Genomic DNA, 23,676 nt, shown 5'->3' on the forward strand with positions numbered 1-23,676 from the left:
GGTGAATGGTGAATGATCGCCAATTCACAATTCACAATTCATAATTCACAATTGAAGTTATGACATTAGAAATCGTATCGCCCGAAGCATCATTATTTAAAGGAGAAGTTACTTCGGTAACGCTTCCAGGAGTGGACGGCAGTTTCCAATTGCTCAACAACCACGCGCCCATTGTATCCATCCTTAAGGCAGGTGTCATCAGGATTGCAGCCAATGCGTTTCAGTTCAGCAAGGAAACCAAAGATAAATTCACAAAGGTTGATGACAAGACCTACACACTGGCCATCCAATCGGGAACGATTGAAATGAACCACAACAAAGTCATTGTCCTGGTCGACTAAGACCAGCCTATATATTGGAAAAGCCCGGCAACTGTCGGGCTTTTTTGTTTTTACCTTGCGGGGCGACGACGACAGTCCGTCCGTAAAGTTTTCCTACTTTTGCCTCATGGACAACTTTCCCGCATCTTTACAACAGAAATTGCAACAACGCGAAAGCGCCGATGCCTTGCGCCAGTTGCCTGTCCATTCCAACAGGATCGATTTTTCCTCCAACGACTATCTCGGATTCTCCAAATCGGCAGCGATTTTTGAAGCTGCGCACCAGATTTTGGTCCGTCAGGGCATTGTCCAAAACGGCGCCACCGGCTCACGATTGATTTCCGGGAACTATCCGTTGTATGAGGAAACCGAACGCCAGATCGCAAAGTTCCATCAGGCTCCATCGGCACTGCTTTTCAATTCCGGGTACGATGCCAATGTCGGGTTTTTCAGCGCCGTGCCGCAACGCAACGATGTGATTCTGTTTGACGAACTTTCGCATGCGTCCATCCGCGACGGCATTCGGTTGTCGGCCGCCAAATCGTTTAAGTTCGCGCATAATGATTTGGACGAATTACGGTCGTTGATCCAAAAGCACCGAGACAACGTTACCGAAATATATATCGCTACGGAATCGGTATTTTCCATGGACGGCGATTCGCCCCAACTGGAACAAATGGTTTTGCTGGCCCAAGAGTACGGTTGCTACCTGATTCTCGACGAAGCCCACGCGCTGGGTGTTTTCGGGGATTGCGGGGAAGGCTTGGCGCAACCTTTCGGCGACCGCATTTTCGCTCGTATCATGACTTTCGGAAAAGGGTTGGGTTGCCATGGCGCGGCCATAATCGGTGCCGAAGACTTGCGGAAGTATCTGGTAAACTTCGCCCGGAGTTTTATTTATACGACAGGATTGCCGCCGCATTCGCTCGCCACGATTGCCGCCGCGTATCAACATTTGCAGAACGACGCCGTGGCAAGGCAAGCGCTTCGGGACAACATCAATTTCTTTAACCGTGAAAAGCTTCGGCTCGGGTTGAAACCGTTGTTCGTCTATGGTAAGTCGGCCATACAGTCTGCCATCATTCCCGGAAACGAAAAAGTGAAATCTGTCGCGTTGCAGTTGCAGCAACAAGGCTTTGAAGTGAAGGCCATCTTGTCGCCGACGGTGCCGGTTGGACAAGAACGATTGCGCATTTGTTTGCACAGCTACAATACCGAAACCGAAATGTCCGGCTTGCTCGACGCGTTGCAAAAATTACTGTGATGGAAGAAATCTTTACGTTGTTGGAAACCTTTTCGATTCCGTCCGAAGCCTACATCGTCCAAGGCAAACTCGAGGCGGAAGGCATTGACACGGCGTTGCGCGACAACCATATCGTGGAAGCCAATCCGTTGTACAGTACGGCGGTAGGCGGCGTGAAATTGTATGTCAGGACTGAACAGATCGAGAAGGCGCAGCAGGTGTATTCGTCTATCAGTGCAGTTTCGCTCGGCGAGAACGGCGAACCTTTGCAATGCCCGAATTGCAGCGGAAGAAAAGTCACCATGATGACATCGGTAAAAGACGATTCCTCCAAACTTGGTTTTGTGGTGACGTTGTTGCTCGGCGCGCTGCCCTTCATCAAATACCGCTACCGTTGCAATGACTGCGGTTTCGAGTTCAAAGCCGACCAGTAAACGTCACGGCAATTTTCTCCCTTGTTCGCCTGCGTCATCAAATGGCTTGCGTATCTTTGCAGCCAATTGTATCCGTATGAAGATATTTGTAACCGGAATCGGGACAGACGTGGGCAAGACGATCGCCTCGGCCATCATCACAGAAGCCTTGCAGGCCGATTATTGGAAGCCGATTCAGGCTGGCGATCTGGACCGGTCAGACAGCCACAAAGTCACGGCTTTATTGTCCAACAAGAAAACCGTCATCCATGAAAACAGTTATGCGCTCGGCACACCGGCCAGCCCGCATTTGGCCGCCGAGCTTGACGGCGTGAACATCGACGTGAAGAAAATCAAAGAACCGAAAACCGAAAACCATCTCGTCATTGAAGGTGCCGGCGGATTGTTCGTGCCCTTGAACGATACGGCTACGATTGCGGATTTGATTCGGGAAGATTATAAAATCGTTGTTGTTTCGCGGCATTACCTGGGCAGCATCAACCATACGCTGCTCACCGTGGAAGCGCTGCGCAACAGGAAAACCAACATCGCCGGTATCATTTTCAATGGCGATGAAAACCCTTCCACCGAAAACATCATCCTCAAGAAAACGGGCCTCGACAAGCTCGGCCGCATCAACCAAGAACCATACTTTGACAAGAATGTTATCCTTGACTACGCCGACCAGTTCCGCGATAACTTACTGGCACTAGACCGATAATCAACGCTACAACTACCATGTCACTTACAGACCGCGACCGAAAACACCTCTGGCATCCGTATACGCAGCACAAAACTGCGGCACCGCCTGTTGCTATTGTACGTGGCCAAGGCGCATTGCTCTGGGACGAAAGCGGCAAGCAATACATAGACGCCATCGCCTCTTGGTGGGTGAATCCTTTCGGGCATTCAAACCGTTTCATTGCCGATGCCATCTACAAACAATTGACCTCATTGGAGCACGTGTTGTTCGGCGGATTTACCCACGAACCCGCCGTATTGCTCGCTGAAAAACTCATCGAAATCCTGCCGCGCAACCAGCAAAAACTGTTTTTTTCCGACAACGGCTCTACGGCAGTTGAAGTCGCCCTCAAGGCATCGCTCCAATATTTCCACAACCAAAACCAGAAGCGCACCACAGTCATTGCTTTTGAAGATGCGTTCCACGGTGATACGTTTGCCGCGATGGCAGCCAGCGGAATTTCCTTTTTCACCCAAGCATTCCAAGGCATGTTGATAGACGTCGTGCGCATTCCCGTGCCAGTTCCGGGACGCGAACAAGACAGCAAGGCCGCCTTGCGCGAGGCCATCCAAAACCACGACTGCGCGGCGTTCATTTTCGAACCGCTCGTACTCGGCGCGGCCGGAATGGTCATGTATGAACCGCAAATTCTGGATGAACTCATTGCCATCTGTAAAGAAAGTCATGTTCTGACCATTGCCGACGAAGTCATGACCGGCTTCGGCAAAACCGGCAAAACGTTCGCCTGCGACTATCTCGCACGGCAGCCGGACATGATGTGTTTGTCCAAAGCGCTCACCGGCGGCACCATCCCTATGGCCATTACAACATTCACACAACAAATCTTCGACGGGTTTTACAGCGACGACATCAACAAAGCGCTTTTCCACGGGCATACCTTTACGGCCAACCCGACTGGTTGCGCCGCCGCACTCGCCGCCATTTCACTCTGGCAACAACCCGGCATGCAGGAAAATGTGTCGCGCATCAATATGCAACACCGCAACTTTCTCGACACCATTAAAACCCATCCACGCGTAGCCACAACCCGCTTGATCGGGGTCATCTGCGCAATCGAAATCAAGACAGACAACCACGAAAGTTACTACGGAAACCTGCGCAACAAACTCTACGATTTCTTCATTCAAAACGGCGTCATCCTTCGCCCAGTCGGGAACATCGTTTACATCTTGCCGCCGTACGTCATCACCAACGAACAACTCGCCACCATTTACGCTACAGTCGCCAAAGCGCTGGATCAGGTCAGTTAAAGTCATGATTTCAGGAGCATTGTACGCGGGTTTGGGCGTGCCGGCTTATGCGGCTTCATTTATCCCAACAGCAGTCGTCAAGCCGTCGGGCTGTCCGCTGTAGTCCTCGCTGGCGCTGCGGGCTGCCGCTTCCATCCCTCACGCGGGCCGCGGCCTGATCATTCCAGTGTAAAAATTCCCGGAACACACTTTTATTTTATCGTACTTTTGCAAAAAATTCCCGTGAACGAGCCTATTTCCATTACCGCCATCGCATCCGTTTCCCCGCTTGGGCATTCGGCCGAAAACGTGTGGAAAAATTATCAATCCGGCCGCCATTGTTTCACCGAAAAATCCTTCGGCAACCAAAGCGCGCCGGTCGCCCCGCTCGATGCTTCGTCCGAGGAAATCCTTGCCCAGCTCCGCCAAAGTGACGCGCATTACAAATTGTTGGACCGCTCCGTCCTGATGGCGATTGCTGCGTCACGCCAAGCCGTCAAGAACGCGGGCTGGCACGACGGTAATTTTGGGGTTAACATCGGTTCGTCGCGGGGTGCCACGGCTTTATTTGAACAACATCACCTTGATTTCATCCAGACAGGCCGCACCAAAACATTGGCATCGCCCACCACGACATTGGGCAACATCGCCTCTTGGGTGGCGCACGATTTAAAGGCGTCCGGCCCCGATATTTCACATTCCATCACCTGCTCAACAGCACTACATGCGCTGCTCAACGGCGTGGCTTGGTTGCGGTCCGGCATGGCGTCGCAGTTCCTTGTGGGCGGCAGCGAAGCACCACTTACGGGTTTTACGGTTGCGCAAATGCAGGCCATGAAAATTTACGCCAAGCAAGACGACGCGTTTCCGTGTCGCGCCGGCGATTTCAACAAAAAGCAGAATACGATGATATTGGGCGAAGGCGCCGCAGTCTGTTGCGTGGAAAAAGATACTTCACGTGCACTTGCGCTCATCGCCGGCATTGGTTACGCCACAGAAATCCTGGAACATCCGGTTTCCATTTCCGCGGCGGCTGATTGTTTCCAAAAATCAATGGCCATGGCGCTTGCCGACGCCGGAAACCCAACCGTTGACGCGATCGTCATGCATGCGCCGGGAACAATTTCGGGTGACATGTCAGAACTCAAAGCCGTCCAAAAAATCTTTGGGGATAAATGGCCTTTGGTCACGACAAACAAATGGAAAACCGGCCACACTTTTGGCGCTTCGGGCATGTTGAGCGTAGAAATGGCAATATTGATGTTGCAGCATCAGGTGTTCGTTGGTACGCCTTTCCAGCCGCAACAAACTGCGAAAAAGCTGGATTACATTATGGTCAATTCCGTGGGTTTTGGCGGAAATGCAGTAAGCGTGTTGTTGCGCAAGTCTTAGTCAGTGTTTTTTTCCAGCCACTTCGCTTTCGCATAAACCTGATCGGCATCGTATCCTTTTCGTAACAAGAAATCACAAAACTTCTTTCGTTTTTTGAGCGCATTTTTTTCCGTCAGGCTTTCCCAGTGTTTTTCCGCCAGCGTGTGAAATGCGGTCAGGTATTCATCGGCATCGATTTCCTTCAGCGCTGTATTGATGTTGTAAGACGATATGTTCTTGGCTTTCAATTCATTGACGATGCGCTGGACGCCCCAGTTTTTAATACGGTGCTTGCCGCGCGCAAAGGCTTGAGCGAACCGCTCTTCATTGAGGAAATTCTGCGCAATCAAATGCACGACGATCTCATCTATTTCGACAGACTTCAGCCCAAGATTCCGCATTTTTGAAACCACTTCGGCATGGCAACGTTCCTGATAGGCGCAGTAGGTTTCCATCTTTTTCGTAACTTCATTGATTGTCAACGGGTTTTGCATGCGAAATCGTTTGAGAACAGGTGATATTGTGTTAACAAATTAGTAATGCAAAAGTATTGAAATTAAGCAAATTAAATCTAATTTTGTAGGCCGGACTGTTGTGATTTAACCGCACGCCAGCCCGAGCGAATGTCAACCCAGAAAGATGCCCTACAGTATGAAATTGAGATTACTTTTTATCGCGCTTGTAATTGCTTTGACAGGTCAGGTTTCGCAAGCGCAAATTGCCGCTTGGGATTTCACCGGTGAAAACACCGTTGCCACTTCGGTTGCCGAAGTTTATGACGCCAATATGGACGCATCTTCTACGATGACCCGTGGTGGTGGCGCCGCAGCCAGTGCTGGAGCCAATTCATTTCGTACGACTGGTTTCCAGAACAATGGTATTGCTACGGCTAACACAGACTACTTTCAAATTACGCTGTCCGCATCGACCGGATATCAAATGTCCTTGAGCACTATAGATGCGCGTTTTGCGGGAACAGCAAGTTTTGCGGCATCACCAGGTGTTTCCAATCAATTTGCGTATAGTTTGGACGGTACAACGTTTACGCTGATTGCTTCTCCCCAAGTGCTCATAGGAACTCCAGCTACGCTAACGCAGATTGACGTTTCCGGCATTGCGGCATTGCAAAATGTCGCGGCAGGAACAACTGTTTATTTGCGCTTTTACGCCAGCGGGCAAACCACAACGGGTGGCTGGGGATTCAATTCTCCGGCGGCGGGTCAGTATGGTTTGGCCATCGGAGGGTCGCTTTCTGCTGCTTCAGGGAAAGTGTCCAACGGCACGGGCGGCGGAGATTGGAATACCGCGGCTACTTGGAATCCGGTAGGCGTTCCGGCCAATGGCGACACAGTGACCATTCTGGCGGGCGATAATGTGAGCGTGGCGGCCGGAATTACCCGTTCGGCATCGACTACCGTAAATGGTACTTTTCAAATCAATACCGGCGGTTCGGTTACGGGCACTGCATTTACATATGGCGCTGCCGGAAGACTGATTTTCAATACATCCGGAAATTACGGCGTCGCCAACACCGATCCGTATTGGCCAGCAGCATCTGGGCCGGTGGACGTAAGCCTGATCCAGGGCGGCATCACGTTGAACAGCACGTCTCGAACGATTTCCGGTGCATGTAACGTAGGTGGCTCGCTTGGTGTTACGTTCAACGGCGGGTCAACTTTGACCATGAATGGCTCGTGCGTGATCAATTCGGGCGGCTACTTCGCTAGCAACGCCGTGATTTATGGCGCCGCATCGACCTTAAATTACAATACAGGCGCACCGTATGGCCGTGGCTTTGAATGGATGGCGTTGGGCGTGGGCACGATTGGCGTAACGCCGGGTTATCCGAACAACGTAATCGTCAGCCCCGGAACTACACTTAATTACAATAACGGAACGCCTTTGGCCAAGGCCATTGCAGGTAACCTTACGGTTGCTACGGCTGCGAATTTCAATATGGCCGACGGCGGCGGCGCCTCGGGCGGTACGCTGACAATCGCCGGAAATCTCACACTTACAGGAACGATGACCTTGGGGAACGCCGCAGGTGATGATCTTCGTATTGGCGGCGATTTCTCTAATACTGGAACCTTTAACGGCAATAACCGCGCGGTTTGGTTTACAAAGTCGTCAGGAACACAATCGATTACCTCTTCCACAGCGCTTACCATACCCTATATTGTTTTTGACTCCGTTGGTAGCCGTACCGTACAATTATCTGGCGTGGGGAACTTAACGGTTACTGCGCCGATCGGTGGAAACGCCATCAGTTTCGGCAGCGCTGCCGACATCTTCGGAATTTCTTCGGGTCGGACGCTGACTATCGGATCAGCGGGCATCGCCAACACCATATCCGGAGCAGGAACTTTTTCAGGAACCACAGGTTCCAATATTTCACTATTGGGAACGGGAAGCATCGGCACCATGAACTTCACGGCCGGCGCTCAGAATTTAGGAACGTTTACGATAAACCGTACCGCCGTTACACCAGTTGCCTGTACATTGGGTACGCCACTGACGGTAAACGCCAACCTGGTTTTGACCAGCGGTTGTCTGGACTTGGGTAATAATCCGTTGACAATGGCTGCCGCGGCAGGTATTACGTCTTCGTCGACCAATTATGTTATCGCCGATGGCGGTTACGGCGCTTCTGCATCTCTTCGAAAAATATTTACGGCGGCCGGCGCTTACACGTTTCCTGTAGGTGATCGTGCGGCTTCCGCTGACGGATCACAGTATTCCCCGGTAACGGTCAGTTTTACTGGCGGCACCTATGCCAGCGCTTATGCGGGTGTTGCGGTCAATGACATTAAGCATCCGAGTTTTGACGCAACCAGTGAATACATCACTCGTTATTGGGACGTTACGACTTCGGGAATTACGGCGCCAACTGCATTTACGGCCAGTGGAACTTACTTGGACGTTGATGTGAATTCGCCCGCACAAGAAGCCAACTACATCGGTAACAAATGGAACGGAACGGTATGGTCTAACGGAGGCAGTACTGTGAATCCCGTCACAAATGTCACCAATACGGTTCCTTGTACCGTTGGGGCAACCAACCACGTCACGGCCGGACGGCGCGATCCAGACATCAATGTTTACGGCGGTGCAAGCGTGGTAAGTAATGCTTCGGGTTGGACGTATAATTTCGGGAGCATTTTGGTTGGTAACACCAACGCAGTCACTTTTACGATCCAGAATATTGGGCAGCAGATTTTGACGGTGGGCTTACCGACCACATCGCCCGCTGCGCCTTACGTTTACACAACGGCATATACTGCAGGAAACGTTAGCGGGCCATCGGGCACAAAAACTTTCGTGGTGACTTTTACGCCATTGGCAGGCGGTACGTTTACGGGCAGCATCGTGATTCCGAGCAATGATCCGGACGAAGCTTCGTACACCATTAATTTTACAGGAGTTGGCGTCGTGCCGGCACCGGAGATCAACATTCGCGGCAACAGCATCACAATCCCGCCGGGCAACACGCCAAGCGGACTGGACTTTACCTTGTTTGCGGGTCAGACAATCGCCACGACCTCTGCACCTAAGGTTTATGAAATACAGAATTTGGGAACTGCGACCTTGACGTTGACCGGTTCTTTCGTCACACTTGGCGGCGCACACCCCGGAGATTTTGCCATTTCGGTGATGCCTGCAACGTCGATAGCCGCGAGTGGCAACACCACTTTCAGCGTCACGTTTACACCGACGGCCGCTGGTACGCGCAACGCGACGGTGACGGTTTACAGCGATGATGCCGACGAACCAACATATACGTTCAACATACAAGGTAGCGGGAATTGTGCCACGGCAACCAACACCATGACGCCAACTTCCGGACCTGTGGGAACCGAAGTAACCATCACCGCAGTGGCCAATAACCTTACGGGAGCCACCGTTACCTTCAACGGTATCGCAGCCACCGTTACACCGATAGACGCCACGCACATCAAAGTAATAGTGCCGGCCGGCGCGGTAACGGGTAACTTGGTTACGACCAATGCGCAAGGCTGTACGGCATCGAATATTTTTACGGTAGTGGATAATGCGATAGCGACTTGCTTGGGCGGTGCGACGTTGACGGAGATTTTCATCAGCGAGGTTACCGATTCCAATAACGGCGGGCTTTCCTATGTAGAACTCTACAATCCAACCGCTTCGGCGATTAACCTCGGAGCGGGGTCGTACTCCATCCAGACGGCGAACAATGGTGGCGCATTCGGTTTCACACTCGCACTGACCGGAACAATCGCCGCCGGAGCGACTTATGTGATTGCTTTAGGCGATGACAATTCCTGCGCGACACCTGGCGGAGACGGTTCTTATGCTGTACAGGTGAATGCGGGCGGCGGTGTCAACTTTACGTCGGGCGGGCATGACCACATTGGATTGTTTAAAGCCGCAACAAAAATTGACAGTTGGGGTGTTTTCGGGAGCACGAATTGGGCACCGGCATCAATCGGAACCAATGGCGCCACTTTCCGAAGAAAGAATACCGTGTCGCCTTTGCCGAATACAACGTACAATAACAACGACTGGAACATCATCGATTATCCAGGGACAGCCTGTGCCGACAACGATTACACCAATGTAGGCATCTACGATTTTTCAACGGGCACGCCACCGACAGTCACGCAAAACCCTAACTACACACCGTCTTGTAAAGCCATTTCGATGACGGTTGCCGGTACCGAAGGCTTCCCGGATCTCATAGGGCTTACCTACCAATGGTATGCTGTAGCACCGAACACGGCTACATGGACGGCATTGACGAATTCCGGCGTTTATTCCGGCGCCACGGCGGCAACCTTGAACATCTCGAACATTGCAGGACTTGACGGCTACCAGTATTATTGCCAGATCAGGGAGAATACCGGTACTTGTTACACCGCGACAAACGCGATCAAAATCAGTGAAGCGCTCACGTGCACTTGGAACGGCACAACATGGTCGCCAAGTGCGCCGACCATCGGCAACATCGCCGTCATCAATGGGTCATATAATACGAGTGTGAATGGCGATATCGATGCCTGTAGTCTTGTGGTGAACAGCCCAGCGACATTGACGGTTTCGCCGAACGATTATGTGAACATTCAGAATGATTTAACGGTAAATGTCGGCGGCACATTGTCCGTCCAGGATGACGGTTCGCTGGTGATGATAGACGATGCCGGCGTAGTAACCAACAGCGGCACGACGCAAGTCACGAGAATTACGGCTCCGTATCGCAAGTTCGATTATACGTATTGGTCGTCGCCGGTGGCCAACGCCAATATCGGCACCACATTTACCGGATGGCGTACAGATTATTCCTTCCGTTTCAATACGGCAACGTTCATGGATGTTTTAACGGCTTCTACCGGTTTGGCGCCTGCCGATGGGTTTGATGACAACGGCGATGCTTGGCAATTTGCCGGTCCGGCGACCACGATGGTGAATGGCAAAGGCTACGCGATCATGGGGCCGACATCGGTGGTGTTTTCGCCGACTGCTGTGGCAACGGTGAACTTCTCCGGCGCGGTCAACAATGGTGTGATTACCATTCCGTTGGCGCAAAGTCAGAATGTGGCAAACACAAACGACGACTTTAACCTGATTGGCAACCCATATCCGTCCGCTTTGTCGGGATACGATTTTATCAATGCCAATGCGGTCTTGTCGAATCAGATTACAGGAACATTGTATTTCTGGACGCATAACGCGCCAATCGCGCCGATCCCGGGGCCAAATCAATACAATTTCATCACCGCTGACTATGCATCTTATACGATGTCTGGCGGCGTGGCCAGCGCTACCGGAAGCGCCATTCCAACGGGCGAAATTGCCTCGGGCGAAGGATTTTTCGTGGAAGCCGCTACGGGTGCAACCGCCGCCACATTCAACAACAGTATGCGGAGCAAGACGTATAACAACAGTCAGTTTTTCAGGATGGCATCGTCAGCACAGGCACAAGTTTCGCAAAAGGACAGGTTATGGCTTAATTTCACGCATGCCAATGGTTTGTTCAGCCAACAATTGGTGGCCTATTTCCAAAACACGACTTTGGGTGTTGACACCGCTTTCGACGGCAGGGTAAATCCGTCGCAGAATTCTGTGAGTTTTTATTCGTTGATTGATAATGAACCTTATCGCATCCAAGCACGTCCGGCATTTGATGCGGACGATATCGTCCCATTGGGCTACTATGCCATGGCGCCGGGGAATTATTCCATCACCATTGGCCAGACCGAAGGTATTTTCGCCGATGAAGCTATGCCGGTTTACATTGAAGATAAATGGCTCAACGTGATCCACAATCTCAAAGAATCAGCCTACAGTTTTGATACGCAAGCCGGTACTTTTGACGAACGCTTTCAATTGCGCTACACCGCGTCTTCGCTGGGCAACCCAGAAGTTGAAATAGCGGCAACCCAGATTTTTGTGGCCGCTGCCGATGGTGTCATCAAAGTGACATCGCCGATGGCCAATATCGAGTCGGTGGCTGTATATGACATTCTGGGCCGTCAGTTGTTCGAGAAATCCGGCATCGATGCGAACGAATTTACCATCAGTAATATCGCCAGACAACAAGCCTTAATCGTAAGAGTTACGCTCGATAACGGCGCAACGGTGAGCAAGAAAGTAGTGTCGAAATAACAGCGAATGACATTTCAATAAAAACAAAAAATCCCGCTTCAAAACGGGATTTTTTTATGCATGTATTGCTCTTATTTTCCTTTTCCGGAAGCTGCCAAGTTGCGCTCGATGGCATGTCCTGGCCGCGACCATTTTGGTTTTTCGCCCAAAGATTGGAATTGCGAATCTTCCGCTTCAACGGTTTTCGGTTGCATCAATTTGATGAATGGTTTCTGTGGCTGCAGGCCTAACATTTCAAACATCTTCATGTCTTCGTTTACGTCAGGGTTTGGCGTCGTAAGCAGTTTGTCGCCCGCAAAAATAGAGTTGGCGCCCGCAAAGAAGCACATGGCCTGGCCTTCGCGGCTCATGTTCGTGCGTCCGGCAGACAGGCGCACCTGCGTTTCGGGCATAACAATCCTGGTCGTGGCAACCATTCGGATCATTTCCCAGATTTCCACCGGTTTTTCGTCTTCCATCGGCGTGCCTTCTACAGCAACCAACGCGTTGATCGGCACCGATTCCGGCTGAGGGTTCAATGTCGCCAAAGCCACCAACATGCCGGCGCGGTCTTCGACGCTTTCGCCCATGCCGATAATGCCGCCGCTACAGACCGTTACATTGGTTTTTCGGACATTTTCAATCGTCTGCAAACGGTCTTCGAAACCGCGCGTGGAAATCACTTCCTTATAGTATTCTTCAGAGGTGTCGAGGTTGTGGTTGTAGGCGTACAATCCGGCTTCGGCGAGACGTTGCGCCTGGTTTTCGGTAAGCATGCCCAGTGTGCAACATACTTCCATGTCAAGTTTGTTGATGGTTCGCACCATTTCCAAGACCTGGTCGAATTCGGGTCCGTCCTTGACATTCCGCCACGCCGCACCCATGCAAACGCGCGAGGATCCGCTGGCTTTCGCACGTAAGGCCTGCGCCTTCACCTGCGTGACAGACATCAGGTCGTTTCCTTCAATATCAGTATGGTAGCGGGCGGCTTGCGGGCAATAACCGCAGTCTTCAGGACAACCGCCGGTTTTGATAGACAGCAATGTGGAAACCTGTACCACATTAGGATCGTGGTATTTACGGTGTACGGATGCCGCCTCGAACAACAAATCCATCAACGGTTTGTTGTATATTTCAATGATTTCTTCCTTGGTCCAGTGGTGTTTGATGTCGCTCATGGATGTGGTTTTGTCTTGCCAAAAGTAACCAATTCAAATGGAGTAAAAAAGTTTTATTCGGCCACAAAAAAAGCCTGCCGCGGGGCAAGCTTTATGATGATTTTCTAGGTCTATCAATCTACTTTGTTGATGACTTCCACTTTGTCTTTCCAGTATTGCATGAGGCAAAACGAAACGGCCAAGGACGCGGCAGCGGCTTCGAAAAAGAGTCCGATGCAAAAATATTCTACGCTTGTGGTCTCGGACCCGAAAATGTAACGCATCGGATGGTCGTTCAAATAACCAGCGCCGCCTTTCGATTTTAAGTAAACCAGCAATGCCGCAATGCTCAGTACCGCGCCGATCATGGACGTCATCATGGCACCCATGAGATGCGTAAAGTAACCTCGCACGCCCGCTTCGTAGTTGCCTTTAATGGTGCGGTTGACGCCGTAAATGACAAAGACGATATTGAAGATGCGCAGATAGAAAATGTGTGAAAGTTTGGCCGATTCCATGATAAGGAAATAAATGCCCATCAGGACGAAAATTAGGATTCCGTTGGTAAGTTCTCTCTTGAATTTCATAACGTTGGTTTTTTGGTGGATGAATAAAAATGACGGCGGCAAGCCATCGTGCTATTATAAATTTAGCCAAAAAACAAAAGGCGTTTTTTCGTTTTAGTAAAACTTTAATACCGGAAAATGTCCCTGAGGTTACTTACGCAGGAAGGCCAAGGTTGCGGCCTTGTCGTTTTCAATCGCAGTTTTCAGCAGGTCAATCGAGTCATATTTGTCCTCGTCCCGAATGAAATGAAGTATGGAAATAAGCAGGTTTTTTCCGTACAGATCGGCATTGAAATCCAAATAGTAAATTTCGATGGACAAGTCTTTTCCACCCACGGTCGGATTTGTCCCGATGCTGAGCATGCCGTTTACCGTCTGGCCGTCAATTTTGCTTTGGGCGACGTACACGCCATTTTTTGGAATCAACTTATACGACTCCTCGATTTGTAGGTTAGCCGTTGGGAAACCAATCGTCCGGCCCAATTGGCGGCCTTTGACGACGGTTCCGGTTAGTAAGTACGGATAACCCAAATAATCGTTGGCCAAATCCATTTTGCCCTCGTTGAGCGCGTGGCGGATTTTGGTGGAACTCACCGCGACATCATCGATTTCATGCACGGGGATTTGTTCGACTTCAAAACCGAATTCTTCCCCGAACAAAATTAAATCGTCAATGCCGGCATCACGGTTTTTACCGAAGCGGTGGTCATGCCCGATGATGATTTTTTGAACGCGCAGTTTTTTGACCAGGACATCTTCGACGAATTCGCGGGCCGAGAGGTTTGCGAAGTCCTTGTCAAACGGGTGAACGATGAGGTTTTCGAGCCCTGCTTCTTTCAAAAGGAGCTCTTTTTCGGCGATGGTATTTAACAGTTTGATGCCGTCATTCCCTTGTAAAACCATTCGCGGATGCGGAAAGAACGTCAGCACGACACTTTCGCAATCCAACTCAGAAGCATCACGCAGTACCCGCGACAGGATTTTCCTGTGGCCGATGTGCACGCCATCGAACGTGCCGATGGTTACCACCGTTTTTTTCGGAGACTGAAAAGTCGTTATAGAATTAAAAACCCTCACGCTATTTTTGAAAGCGCAAAGGTAATTATACTTTTTAAAATTGCGGAATGTAGCCCTGTTGTTTACCTATTAAATTGCGAGTCATTCCATTGACAATTAAAAAAATATGCTATTTTTGTTTTTTCTATTTCAAATCAACTAAAAAAAATGAAAAAACTATTACTATGCGTGGCGTTGATGCTGGTCTTCGGTTTTGCCGGGGCCCAGAAGCGTTTGCCATGGCGCGAAGCATCAACAGAAAAGCTTAGCAATGCAAACCGGATTCGGGAAGGCGTTTATTCTGCCAACCAGAAATTGATGGAACTCGACTTGCAGGGCTTTAAACAATCCTTGACGGCTGTCGCTGAAGTGGGCACCGGACGAGGCACTGAAATTACACTCCCTACTGTAAGTGGTGAAGAAAAGTTCAAGGTTTGGGAAACCTCTAACTTTGCCCCTGAACTCAGGGCGCAATTCCCGGACATTAAATCATACGTAGGACGCGGCATTACAGATCCTGCGGCTTACATCAGGTTTAGTATTTCCCCTGAAAAAGGCCTTTCAACGATGGTCATCAGGCCAGATAACGGCACTGAATTCATCGAGCCATATACTTCAGACAATTCGGTTTATGTTGCGTTTGATGCGAAAACCCGTGTGAAGAACCGGTTGCCATTCAATTGTGGCACCGAAGACGTCGCCATCAACCATGATTTGGTTGCCCAAGCCGAGGCGCAAACCTCAAGGGCAGACAACCAAGTTTTCAGGACTTATAGGTTGGCCTTGTCATGTACAGGTGAGTACGGGGCATATCATGGCGGGACGGTTGCGGGTGCATTGGCGGCCATGAACGCAACCATGACCCGTGTAAATGGTGTTTTGGACATCGATATGGCAGTGAAGCTGGAAATCATTCCAGGAAATTCGGCTGTTGTTTATGTCAACGCAGCTACCGATCCTTATTCTGCTGCAGGCGCTGGGTCTGGTGGCGCATGGAATACTGAATTGCAAAACAACCTGACGAGCGTGTTGGGTAATGCCGCTTATGATATTGGTCACTTGTTTGGTGCTTCTGGCGGCGGCGGAAATGCCGGTTGCATTGGTTGTATTTGTGTGGACGATACAGCCTCTACCACTGATAAAAACAAAGGCAGCGGCTACACCTCGCCAGCCGATGGCATTCCACAAGGCGATAGTTTTGATATCGACTACGTAATACACGAAATGGGCCACCAAATGGGTGCGAACCACACGTTCTCACATCAGGTGGAAGGCGCCGGAGTTAACATTGAACCAGGTTCTGGTGTCACCATTATGGGATATGCCGGTGTGACCGGAGGCTATGATGTTCAGTCGCATTCTATTGCAATGTATGCGTACAGGAGCATCTTGCAAATGCAAACCAATTTGGCTCAGGCAGCACACAATTGCTCGACCAATACGCCGTTAACAAACACGCCTCCAGTTGTGGATGCCGGTCCAAACTGGACGATTCCAAAGGGAACAGCTTTTATCCTTACCGGTACAGGTTCAGATGCCGATGGCGATACGCTCAGCTATGTTTGGGAACAGAACGACAATGCTACAGCGGCCGTAACCGGCGACAACAGTTTTGCATACGGAACGAAAACAGTTGGTCCTAACTGGAGGTCATTCTTGCCTACAGCCAGTCCTGTGCGTATCATGCCACAATTGAGCGCGGTATTGGCAGGCAATCTGGAAGGCACTTGGGAAAGCGTTTCGACAGTAGGAAGGAATTTGAATTTCAACTTCACGGCACGCGACAGTCATCCGAACGGGGGACAAACAAAAAAAGATGCTACCCTGATCACTGTAAGTAGCACATTTGGGCCTTTCGTTGTGACTTCACAAGATGCCGCAGGTGTGAGCTGGCAGCAAGGCGGCACCGAAACCATTACTTGGGATGTTGCAGGTACAACTTCATTGGTTGGTTCGGCTAACGTAGATATTAAAATGTCTGCCGACGGTGGCGTAACTTGGCCATATACTCTGGCGTCAAACACTCCAAACGATGGTAGCGAAGCCATTACAGTTCCTAGTGTAACTGCCCAAAACTGCCGCATTTGGATTCAACCAACGGGGAACATCTATTTTGCAGTGAATTCAAAGCCGTTTTCTATCGGTTACAGTTGTAATGTGGCGAGCGATAACCCAGGACTTTCTATCCCTGACGGTTTGGGGGCAAACAGCCCAGGCTCAGCGGCGATAACAACTATCAACGTTGTTCAAGCTGGTACCATCAGTAATATGAAAGTTATGTTCCAGTCTGATCACACTTGGGCTGGTGATATGGTTGTGAAGGTGATTCACCCTGATGGAACAACCCGTACACTGTGGAACCGCAGTTGCAACAACCCGCAACAGTCAGGCGTGAATGTAGTTTTCCAAGACGGCGGCTTGGCCCTGAATGCCACGAACTGTCCTAATGCCAACAATGGCTTGACTTACGCGCCATCACAAACACTGGCAGCGTTCAACGGCAAAGTAACGAATGGTACATGGCAGCTGAACATTCAGGATTTCTTTAACCAAGATACTGGAAGCATTGTTTCGTGGGGTGTTGATTTTGGATGCGTGCTTGGAACACCAGGCGTAGACGAAAGTGATTTCGCGATTTACCCTAACCCGAACAACGGAAACTTCTCTATTCAGTACACTTCGCCAACAGCTGGAGACGTTGCCGTAATGGTTCACGACATCCGCGGAAGGAAAGTATTTGAAAGCAAATACACCAACACCGGTATGTTCATGCAGAACATTGCGTTAAACAGTGCAGAAACCGGAATATATCTGGTAACCGTTCAAGACGGAAACAAGAAAATGGTGAAGAAGATCGTGGTTGAATAACCTTAGATTTATAGACAACAGAAAAGCGGCTCTTGGGCCGCTTTTTTTATGGAATCAAATGAGGTTATTTACCGTTGAATGCAGTCATCGTATTTCCGATGCCGGCCGTTCCGAAAGACTTGATGATTTCTGCGGCGAGTTCGAGACGTTCTGGGAGTTTTGTTTTTTCGTCTTCGCCCCATTCGCCCAAGACATAGTTCACTTGTTGGCCTTTTTTGAATTCGTCGGAAATGCCAAAACGAAACCTCGGATAATCGGCCGTTCCCAAGGTTTGCTGGATTGATTTCAATCCGTTGTGGCCGCCGTCACTTCCTTTAGGCCGGATGCGGATGGAACCGAACGGCAAGTTCAAATCATCGGTAATAACCAAGACATTTTCCAGAGGAATATTTTCCTTATCCATCCAGTACTTGACGGCTTTGCCGCTTAGGTTCATATAGGTATTTGGCTTCAAAAGAAAAAACGTACGGCCTTTGAATTTGTATTCGGCGATTGCCCCGAGCTTGGCGGTTTCAAAAGATAACGATTCTTTTGAAGCGAGGAAATCCAGAATCTTGAAACCAATGTTGTGTCTGGTATTGACGTATTCGGCGCCGATGTTTCCTAGGCCCGCGATGAGAAACTTTTTACTCACGGTTTGATGTTGTTTTTGTTCTTGTACGAGAGGTTTTATCGGATTTGGTTCAGACGATTGTTGCTTCGGTTTGAAAATGTTCGTGAGCCAATTCATGTGGCAAATTTAATAGTTTAGAAGTGGTTTAAAGTTAAAGTTGGAAGTTAGTCGATGCTAACCTCAAACTTTTAATGGTAATTGATCGCGTGCGCAGCACTTGGATAGTACGCGTTAGGGACAGCAACGGAAATCCTTTTCCCGGTTCTCGATACACGGCTTCCAGCCGCACTCGAACGGGAAAAGATTGGAGAGAATGGCCCGGCGCTTGCGCAACGCCCATAAAAAAACACCGATCAAAAGACCGGTGTTTATTATTATGCTGGAAAAAATTACTTTTTCTTTCCTTTTGCAGGCGCAGCACCTTTTGCAGCTTTTGCAGCTTCCTGGGCCGCTTTCATCGCCGCACGTGAAATCCTCACTTGTGCCACAACCGTGTTGTCTGGGTGCAACAGTTTGTAGTTGTCGCTTACCAGTTTGGTTACGTACAACTTGTTGCCCATTTCCAGCTCGCTGATATTGGCATCAACGTAGTCAGGAAGGTTTTTAGGCAACGCTTTCACTTTCAATTTGCGTTGGTTCAAACGAAGTACGCCGCCGTTCAATACGCCCGGAGAAGTACCCACGATGCGTACAGGAACTTCCATGGTGATTTCCTTGTCGTCGAACAATTGGAAAAAGTCAACGTGCAACATGCGGTCGTTTACCGGGTGAAACTGGATGTCTTGCAACACCGCATTGAATTTCTTGTCGCCCAAATCAATCACAACAGTGTGCGCGTTTGGAGTGTAAACCAGGTTTTTGAATGCAATTTCTTCCGCCGAGAAATGTACCGTCTGATTTCCTCCGTATAACACGCAAGGAACCATTCCAGCATTACGCAAGGCTTTAGTCGAAACTTTGCCCACGCTTTCTCTTTCAGATCCTTTAATCGTAATCGATTTCATTGTTTGTAAAATATAATTAATAAATAAAATTCAGTTTCTAGTGGTTAGTTGCTAGTTGTTAGAAAAACACTTTCAACTTTCCATTTTTATTTTGGCGTTTCCCTGCGGGCCGGGCTTTCCGCGCTACATGGTAGCTTGCTTCAATCCCTAACGCAAATCATCCACTGTGCTACGCACGCAAAATCAATCTTCCGAAAGAACAATCGGTCAGACTTTCTTCTAGCCACTAACAACTAGCAACTAGCCACTGTCTTACATCAAGAACTTCCCGCTGATCGAGTTGTTATGATGAACCATGTGCATCACTTCGGCAAACAAAGGCGCACAACTTACAGAACGTATCTTCGATGATTGTTTCTTCAACGGAATCGAATCCGTCACAATCAATTCGGTCAATTTTGACTTTTCAATCTTCTCATACGCGTCACCCGACAAAATCGCGTGCGTACAAATCGCCCTGACACTCAGCGCGCCGCGTTCGATCATCAAATCGGCGGCTTTGGCCAGCGTGCCTCCGGTGTCGCACATGTCGTCCACCAGGATGACGTTACGACCTTTCACTTCGCCGATCAACTCCATCGTATCAATCACGTTGGCGGCCTTGCGTTGCTTGTAACAAATCACCACGTCAGATTCCAGGAATTTCGAATAGGCATACGCTCTTTTCGATCCGCCCATGTCCGGCGACGCGATGGTTAAATTTTCGAGGTTCAGGCTTTTTACATAAGGCAAAAAGATGGTCGAAGCAAACAAGTGATCCACCGGTTTTTCAAAAAATCCCTGAATCTGATCAGCGTGCAAGTCCATCGTCATGATGCGCGTTACGCCGGCTGCTTCGAGCAATTTCGCGACCAGCTTGGCGCCAATCGGGACGCGCGGCTTGTCTTTACGGTCTTGCCTGGCCCAGCCAAAATACGGGATAACCGCAGTAATGTGCCTGGCCGAAGCCCTTTTCGCAGCATCCACCATGAGCAGCAGTTCCATTAAATTGTCGGCGCTCGGAAACGTCGAACAAACAATGAAGACCCGCAAACCCCTGATCGATTCTTCGTAAGAAGGCTGGAACTCTCCGTCACTATATTTTGAGAACGTTACTTTACCCAGCTCGGTGCCATAATGCTTGGCAATTTCTTCGGCCAGGTATACACTTTCAGAACAAGCAAAAATCTTTGCTTCCGGTTCAAGGTGCGACATTGTGTGTTGTTTTTATTCCGGGGCGGTTGCACAGTTGGCCGTAAAGTCTCGTGTGTAAGCGTCTCGGATGTAGTTAGTTGGTTGTGTTTCGCGTTAGCGAGGTGCAAATTTAGGAATAAAATCCAATCCCTAAAGGATATTTTTAAGTATTTTTCTTTGACAAAAAAGAATATTTTATACATTTGCACTCTCGAAACATGACAATGTCCTGTTTTGAATGCCCGGGTGGCGGAATTGGTAGACGCGCTGGTCTCAAACACCTGTGGGAAACCGTGCCGGTTCGAGCCCGGCCCCGGGTACAAAGCTTCAGAGAAATCTGGGGCTTTTTTTTTGGGCTCGCAAACCACCTAGTTTGCGGCCCGGGGTACAAAGCTTCACAGAAATCTGAGGCTTTTTTTTTGGGCTCGCAAATCTTTTAGTTTGCGGCCCCGGGTACAAAGCTTCAGAGAAATCTGGGGCTTTTTTTTTGGGCTCGCAAACCACCTAGTTTGCGGCCCCGGGTACAAAAAACCTCTCTTTTTGAGAGGTTTTTTTATTATTCTAAATTCTAAATGGTTTTTTAACAAACCACTACAAAAGAAAAAGTCCGGTTTGACTGCCGGACTTTTCAGAATTGATTGTGAATTGGTGTTTTATATCGTGCTGCTTTTTGCCCCAACAGCGTTTAAGCATTTTGATGATGTGAAATAACGCCGATGCCGCGAGTCTTCCAAAACAATCTGTTGAAAAGCAGGGATTTCCGATAATCTTCACATTTCTGCCTATTCCTACGCGCTATTTCGTATTTCACCCGCGGTTTACTATCTTTAACTTGCCACGAAAAACAGGATGAAGAAAATCGCCATCGTAGAAGACAACCGTGATTTGCGCGAAGCATTGGCGCTCATGATCCAGTTTGCCGAGAATTTCGAAGTTTGTGGCAGTTACGAAAACGCCGAGTTCGCGCTCAAGTTCATTCCGGAAACCAAGCCAGACGCGGTGCTCATGGACATCAACCTGCCGGGTTATAACGGCATCGAGTGCGTGTCGATACTCAAGCGCGAACATCCTGAAATCTTGTTCGTGATATGCACGTCCTATGAAGATGATGAAAAAATCTTCAAAAGTCTTGAAGCTGGTGCAAGCGGTTACATCCTCAAAACCGACGGCCCAACAAAAATCATCGACGGCTTGGCCGATCTCTTCGAAGGCGGAAGCCCGATGAGCAGCAACATCGCCCGCAAAGTGGTAGCCAGTTTTTCGAGGTTCGAAACCCAACATGCAGAAATACAGTCGCTCACGCCGCGCGAACGACAAACCCTTGATTTGCTGGCCCAGGGTAAGCTCAACAAAGAAGTCGCCGATGCTTTGGACATCAGTCCCGGAACGGTGCGCAAACACATCCAGAATATTTACGAGAAACTGCACGTCAACACGCGCGTTGAAGCCGTCAACATTTACCTCAAGCGATGATGCGATCCAGTTTAGCGATAGTGATGTTGATGCCGGTTTTTGTTTTCGGTCAGGACCAAACCGTCCAGGAGAAAATCAAAGCTTTCAAGGCCTGTGATACAGAAGTGTGCGCGCTGTCTGAGTCGGTGAAAATCGCTGAGTTATTCGTCGAAACCGACCACATGGACCAAGCCCAGGAATGGCTGAATTACGCCAAGAAAATCCACCGGGGTAAATCACGCGACAGTATTTCCTATTTTATCAACAGCCTGCAGTCTGAGATTTTCTATTACACGGAATTGTACCAATTCGGGCAGCACGAGGCCGAAAAAGGAATCGAGTGTGCCAAGATTTTAAAGGATAGCGCGTTTCTAGCCGACGCGCATTTTTTTAAGGGCATCAATCAAATCGAGATGAAACTCCTGGCGCCAGCCGAACGCGACTTGCACCTATCCGAGAAATATTATCCTAGAGATGTCGGCAAACACGTCCGAACAATCATCGGAAAAGCCTACATCTACAACAATCTCGCGCAAATCAAGCTGCAACTCAAGCAACTCGATTCGGCATTTTTCTACAACAGGAAAGTGTATGCGCTGGCCAAAACAGGTAAGAATTACCGCGGAATCGTAAACGGCGAACAGACTTTCGGGTTGATCTACGCTGAAAAGCAACAAGCAGACAGCGCGGCGCACTACCTGACCCGAAGCCTGAATTCTGCGATAAAGTACGGGATGGAGGACGTCGCGACAATCAACTGCGCCTACCTGATGAAAGTGCATTTAGGCGATTCCGAAAAAGTGCGTCAGTACTACCAGAAAGGTTTGGATTTTATCGGCAACCACGAAATCAACAATACCTACAAGCGGTATTTTTACGCAGAGGCATTGGCGGTTCTTAAGAAAATGGGCGACAAGGATCAGGTGAGCCAACTCCAGGAAAAGATCATCGCCGTAAACGAGCAAACCAATGGCCGTGCGAACCGCTACCTACAGAACATCATGGAACGTTACATGACCAATGAAAATAAATTGCTCAATGCGCGTATCAATGAGCTCGATCAAGAGCGTGATATCCGGATTCTGCAGTTGTTGGCGGCGCTGTTCGGTTTCTTAGTGTTGTTGTTCGTTGCCATTTTCTTCAGGCGGAAGAACAAACTCCAGCGGTTGTTGCTCGACCAGAAGAGTGAAATCAGCCAGGATTTGCACGACGATATCGGTAGCGAACTCAGCAGCATTTTGATCAACACGAATCTGCTCATCAAAAACTTCGATACCAATGACAAACAGAAATTGCTGCTCGACAAAATTGCCCAAACCGGCACCGAGATTTCCGAACGGCTCAACACGTTCATCTGGTCGCTTCATACTGAAAATAACCACGTGTCGCATTTTTGTGAATATGTGCACCGATACGGTTCCAAATTGCTCGACGGTTCTGGCGTAGCGTTTCGGTTTTCGCAGGCTATTCAGGGTGTCGAAGCAAGACCACTCGACGGATACTTCCGGAAAAACCTATTTTTTTGCATCAAGGAAACCATCAACAACGCTGTGAAACATTCCGGTGCGACCGAGATTTCAGTCACGATTGGCTCGCCTAATCGCAAAGGCCTGCAGATTGTTGTTTCAGACAACGGGTCGGGCGCGTCGCAAACCAACCAATTCGGAAATGGGCTGCGCAATGTCCAGAAACGCATATCGTCTTTACGGGGCACAGTAAAATATCAAGAAGCGTACGGTTTGACCGTCATTTTTTCGGTGCCTTTCCCGACCCGGTAATCCCCTTTCAGAATCTGTAAGAAAATGGTGTACGCGGTTGTGCGTAGTT

At 49.4% G+C, this 23,676-nt stretch carries 17 protein-coding genes and 1 tRNA gene; 11 read left to right on the forward strand and 7 right to left on the reverse strand.

Annotation, left to right across the window (positions count from 1 at the left end):
• Positions 1-59 precede the first annotated feature (59 nt).
• The 6 genes from ACM9J1_RS04200 (at position 60) to ACM9J1_RS04225 (ending at position 5,360) form a co-directional block, all read left to right on the forward strand.
• Positions 60-341, forward strand: a complete 282-nt coding sequence (locus ACM9J1_RS04200; protein WP_415580686.1) for a FoF1 ATP synthase subunit delta/epsilon — start codon at positions 60-62, stop codon at positions 339-341.
• 106 nt (positions 342-447) lie between these two features.
• A complete protein-coding gene (locus ACM9J1_RS04205; protein WP_415580687.1) occupies positions 448-1,584 on the forward strand; it encodes an aminotransferase class I/II-fold pyridoxal phosphate-dependent enzyme in 1,137 nt (378 codons plus the stop codon).
• Positions 1,584-1,997, forward strand: a complete 414-nt coding sequence (locus ACM9J1_RS04210) for a putative signal transducing protein (RefSeq protein ID WP_415580688.1) — start codon at positions 1,584-1,586, stop codon at positions 1,995-1,997. Before ACM9J1_RS04205 ends, ACM9J1_RS04210 begins: the two co-directional genes overlap by 1 nt.
• A 76-nt stretch (positions 1,998-2,073) precedes the next feature.
• Positions 2,074-2,697, forward strand: coding sequence for a dethiobiotin synthase (gene bioD / locus ACM9J1_RS04215; protein WP_415580689.1), 624 nt, complete (start codon positions 2,074-2,076; stop codon positions 2,695-2,697).
• A 17-nt stretch (positions 2,698-2,714) separates the two neighbouring features.
• Entirely contained in the window at positions 2,715-3,989 is a 1,275-nt protein-coding gene (bioA, locus tag ACM9J1_RS04220) for an adenosylmethionine--8-amino-7-oxononanoate transaminase (RefSeq protein WP_415580690.1), read from the forward strand.
• Positions 3,990-4,211: 222 nt separating this feature from the next.
• Entirely contained in the window at positions 4,212-5,360 is a 1,149-nt protein-coding gene (locus ACM9J1_RS04225) for a beta-ketoacyl synthase N-terminal-like domain-containing protein (RefSeq protein ID WP_415580691.1), read from the forward strand.
• Here the strand turns inward: ACM9J1_RS04225 and ACM9J1_RS04230 are convergent.
• Positions 5,357-5,833 carry a regulatory protein RecX gene (locus ACM9J1_RS04230; RefSeq protein ID WP_415580692.1) on the reverse strand — a complete coding sequence of 159 codons (477 nt, stop codon included), beginning with the start codon at positions 5,831-5,833 and terminating at the stop codon, positions 5,357-5,359. The two genes, ACM9J1_RS04225 and ACM9J1_RS04230, sit on opposite strands and share 4 nt — an antisense overlap.
• Before the next feature lie 157 nt (positions 5,834-5,990).
• On the opposite strand from ACM9J1_RS04230, the gene ACM9J1_RS04235 reads away from it, so the two are divergent.
• On the forward strand, positions 5,991-11,981 hold the full coding sequence (locus ACM9J1_RS04235; protein ID WP_415580693.1) for a choice-of-anchor D domain-containing protein: 5,991 nt from the start codon (positions 5,991-5,993) through the stop codon (positions 11,979-11,981).
• 71 nt (positions 11,982-12,052) lie between these two features.
• Here the strand turns inward: ACM9J1_RS04235 and bioB are convergent, their stop codons facing one another.
• From bioB to ACM9J1_RS04250, 3 genes are all read right to left on the reverse strand, one after another.
• Positions 12,053-13,138 (reverse strand): biotin synthase BioB, encoded by a 1,086-nt coding sequence (gene bioB / locus ACM9J1_RS04240; protein WP_415580695.1) that lies wholly within the window; start codon positions 13,136-13,138, stop codon positions 12,053-12,055.
• Positions 13,139-13,251: 113 nt separating this feature from the next.
• Positions 13,252-13,704, reverse strand: a complete 453-nt coding sequence (locus ACM9J1_RS04245; protein ID WP_415580696.1) for a hypothetical protein — start codon at positions 13,702-13,704, stop codon at positions 13,252-13,254.
• A gap of 129 nt (positions 13,705-13,833) precedes the next feature.
• Complete coding sequence (locus ACM9J1_RS04250; RefSeq protein WP_415580697.1) at positions 13,834-14,760, reverse strand: bifunctional riboflavin kinase/FAD synthetase; 927 nt, start codon at positions 14,758-14,760, stop codon at positions 13,834-13,836.
• 147 nt (positions 14,761-14,907) lie between these two features.
• Between ACM9J1_RS04250 and ACM9J1_RS04255 the strand changes: the two genes are divergently transcribed.
• Positions 14,908-17,607 carry a zinc-dependent metalloprotease gene (locus ACM9J1_RS04255; RefSeq protein ID WP_415580698.1) on the forward strand — a complete coding sequence of 900 codons (2,700 nt, stop codon included), beginning with the start codon at positions 14,908-14,910 and terminating at the stop codon, positions 17,605-17,607.
• Between the two features lie 64 nt (positions 17,608-17,671).
• Here the strand turns inward: ACM9J1_RS04255 and pth are convergent, their stop codons facing one another.
• From pth to ACM9J1_RS04270, 3 genes are all read right to left on the reverse strand, one after another.
• Positions 17,672-18,337, reverse strand: coding sequence for an aminoacyl-tRNA hydrolase (gene pth, locus ACM9J1_RS04260; protein ID WP_415580699.1), 666 nt, complete (start codon positions 18,335-18,337; stop codon positions 17,672-17,674).
• Between the two features lie 272 nt (positions 18,338-18,609).
• Positions 18,610-19,224, reverse strand: coding sequence for a 50S ribosomal protein L25/general stress protein Ctc (locus ACM9J1_RS04265; protein WP_415580700.1), 615 nt, complete (start codon positions 19,222-19,224; stop codon positions 18,610-18,612).
• A gap of 252 nt (positions 19,225-19,476) precedes the next feature.
• A complete protein-coding gene (locus ACM9J1_RS04270; protein WP_415580701.1) occupies positions 19,477-20,418 on the reverse strand; it encodes a ribose-phosphate pyrophosphokinase in 942 nt (313 codons plus the stop codon).
• A gap of 219 nt (positions 20,419-20,637) precedes the next feature.
• Between ACM9J1_RS04270 and ACM9J1_RS04275 the strand changes: the two genes are divergently transcribed.
• The 3 genes from ACM9J1_RS04275 to ACM9J1_RS04285 all read left to right on the forward strand — a co-directional run bounded on the left by ACM9J1_RS04275 (position 20,638) and on the right by ACM9J1_RS04285 (position 23,627).
• Positions 20,638-20,717: transfer RNA gene (locus tag ACM9J1_RS04275), tRNA-Leu, on the forward strand.
• 529 nt (positions 20,718-21,246) lie between these two features.
• Complete coding sequence (locus ACM9J1_RS04280) at positions 21,247-21,870, forward strand: response regulator (RefSeq protein WP_415580702.1); 624 nt, start codon at positions 21,247-21,249, stop codon at positions 21,868-21,870.
• On the forward strand, positions 21,867-23,627 hold the full coding sequence (locus ACM9J1_RS04285) for a tetratricopeptide repeat-containing sensor histidine kinase (protein WP_415580703.1): 1,761 nt from the start codon (positions 21,867-21,869) through the stop codon (positions 23,625-23,627). The genes ACM9J1_RS04280 and ACM9J1_RS04285 overlap by 4 nt, the downstream gene beginning before the upstream one ends.
• Positions 23,628-23,676: the final 49 nt, after the last annotated feature.

It is taken from the genome of Flavobacterium longum (genome assembly GCF_965137575.1).
GTDB classification, from domain to species: Bacteria; Bacteroidota; Bacteroidia; order Flavobacteriales; family Flavobacteriaceae; genus Flavobacterium; species Flavobacterium longum.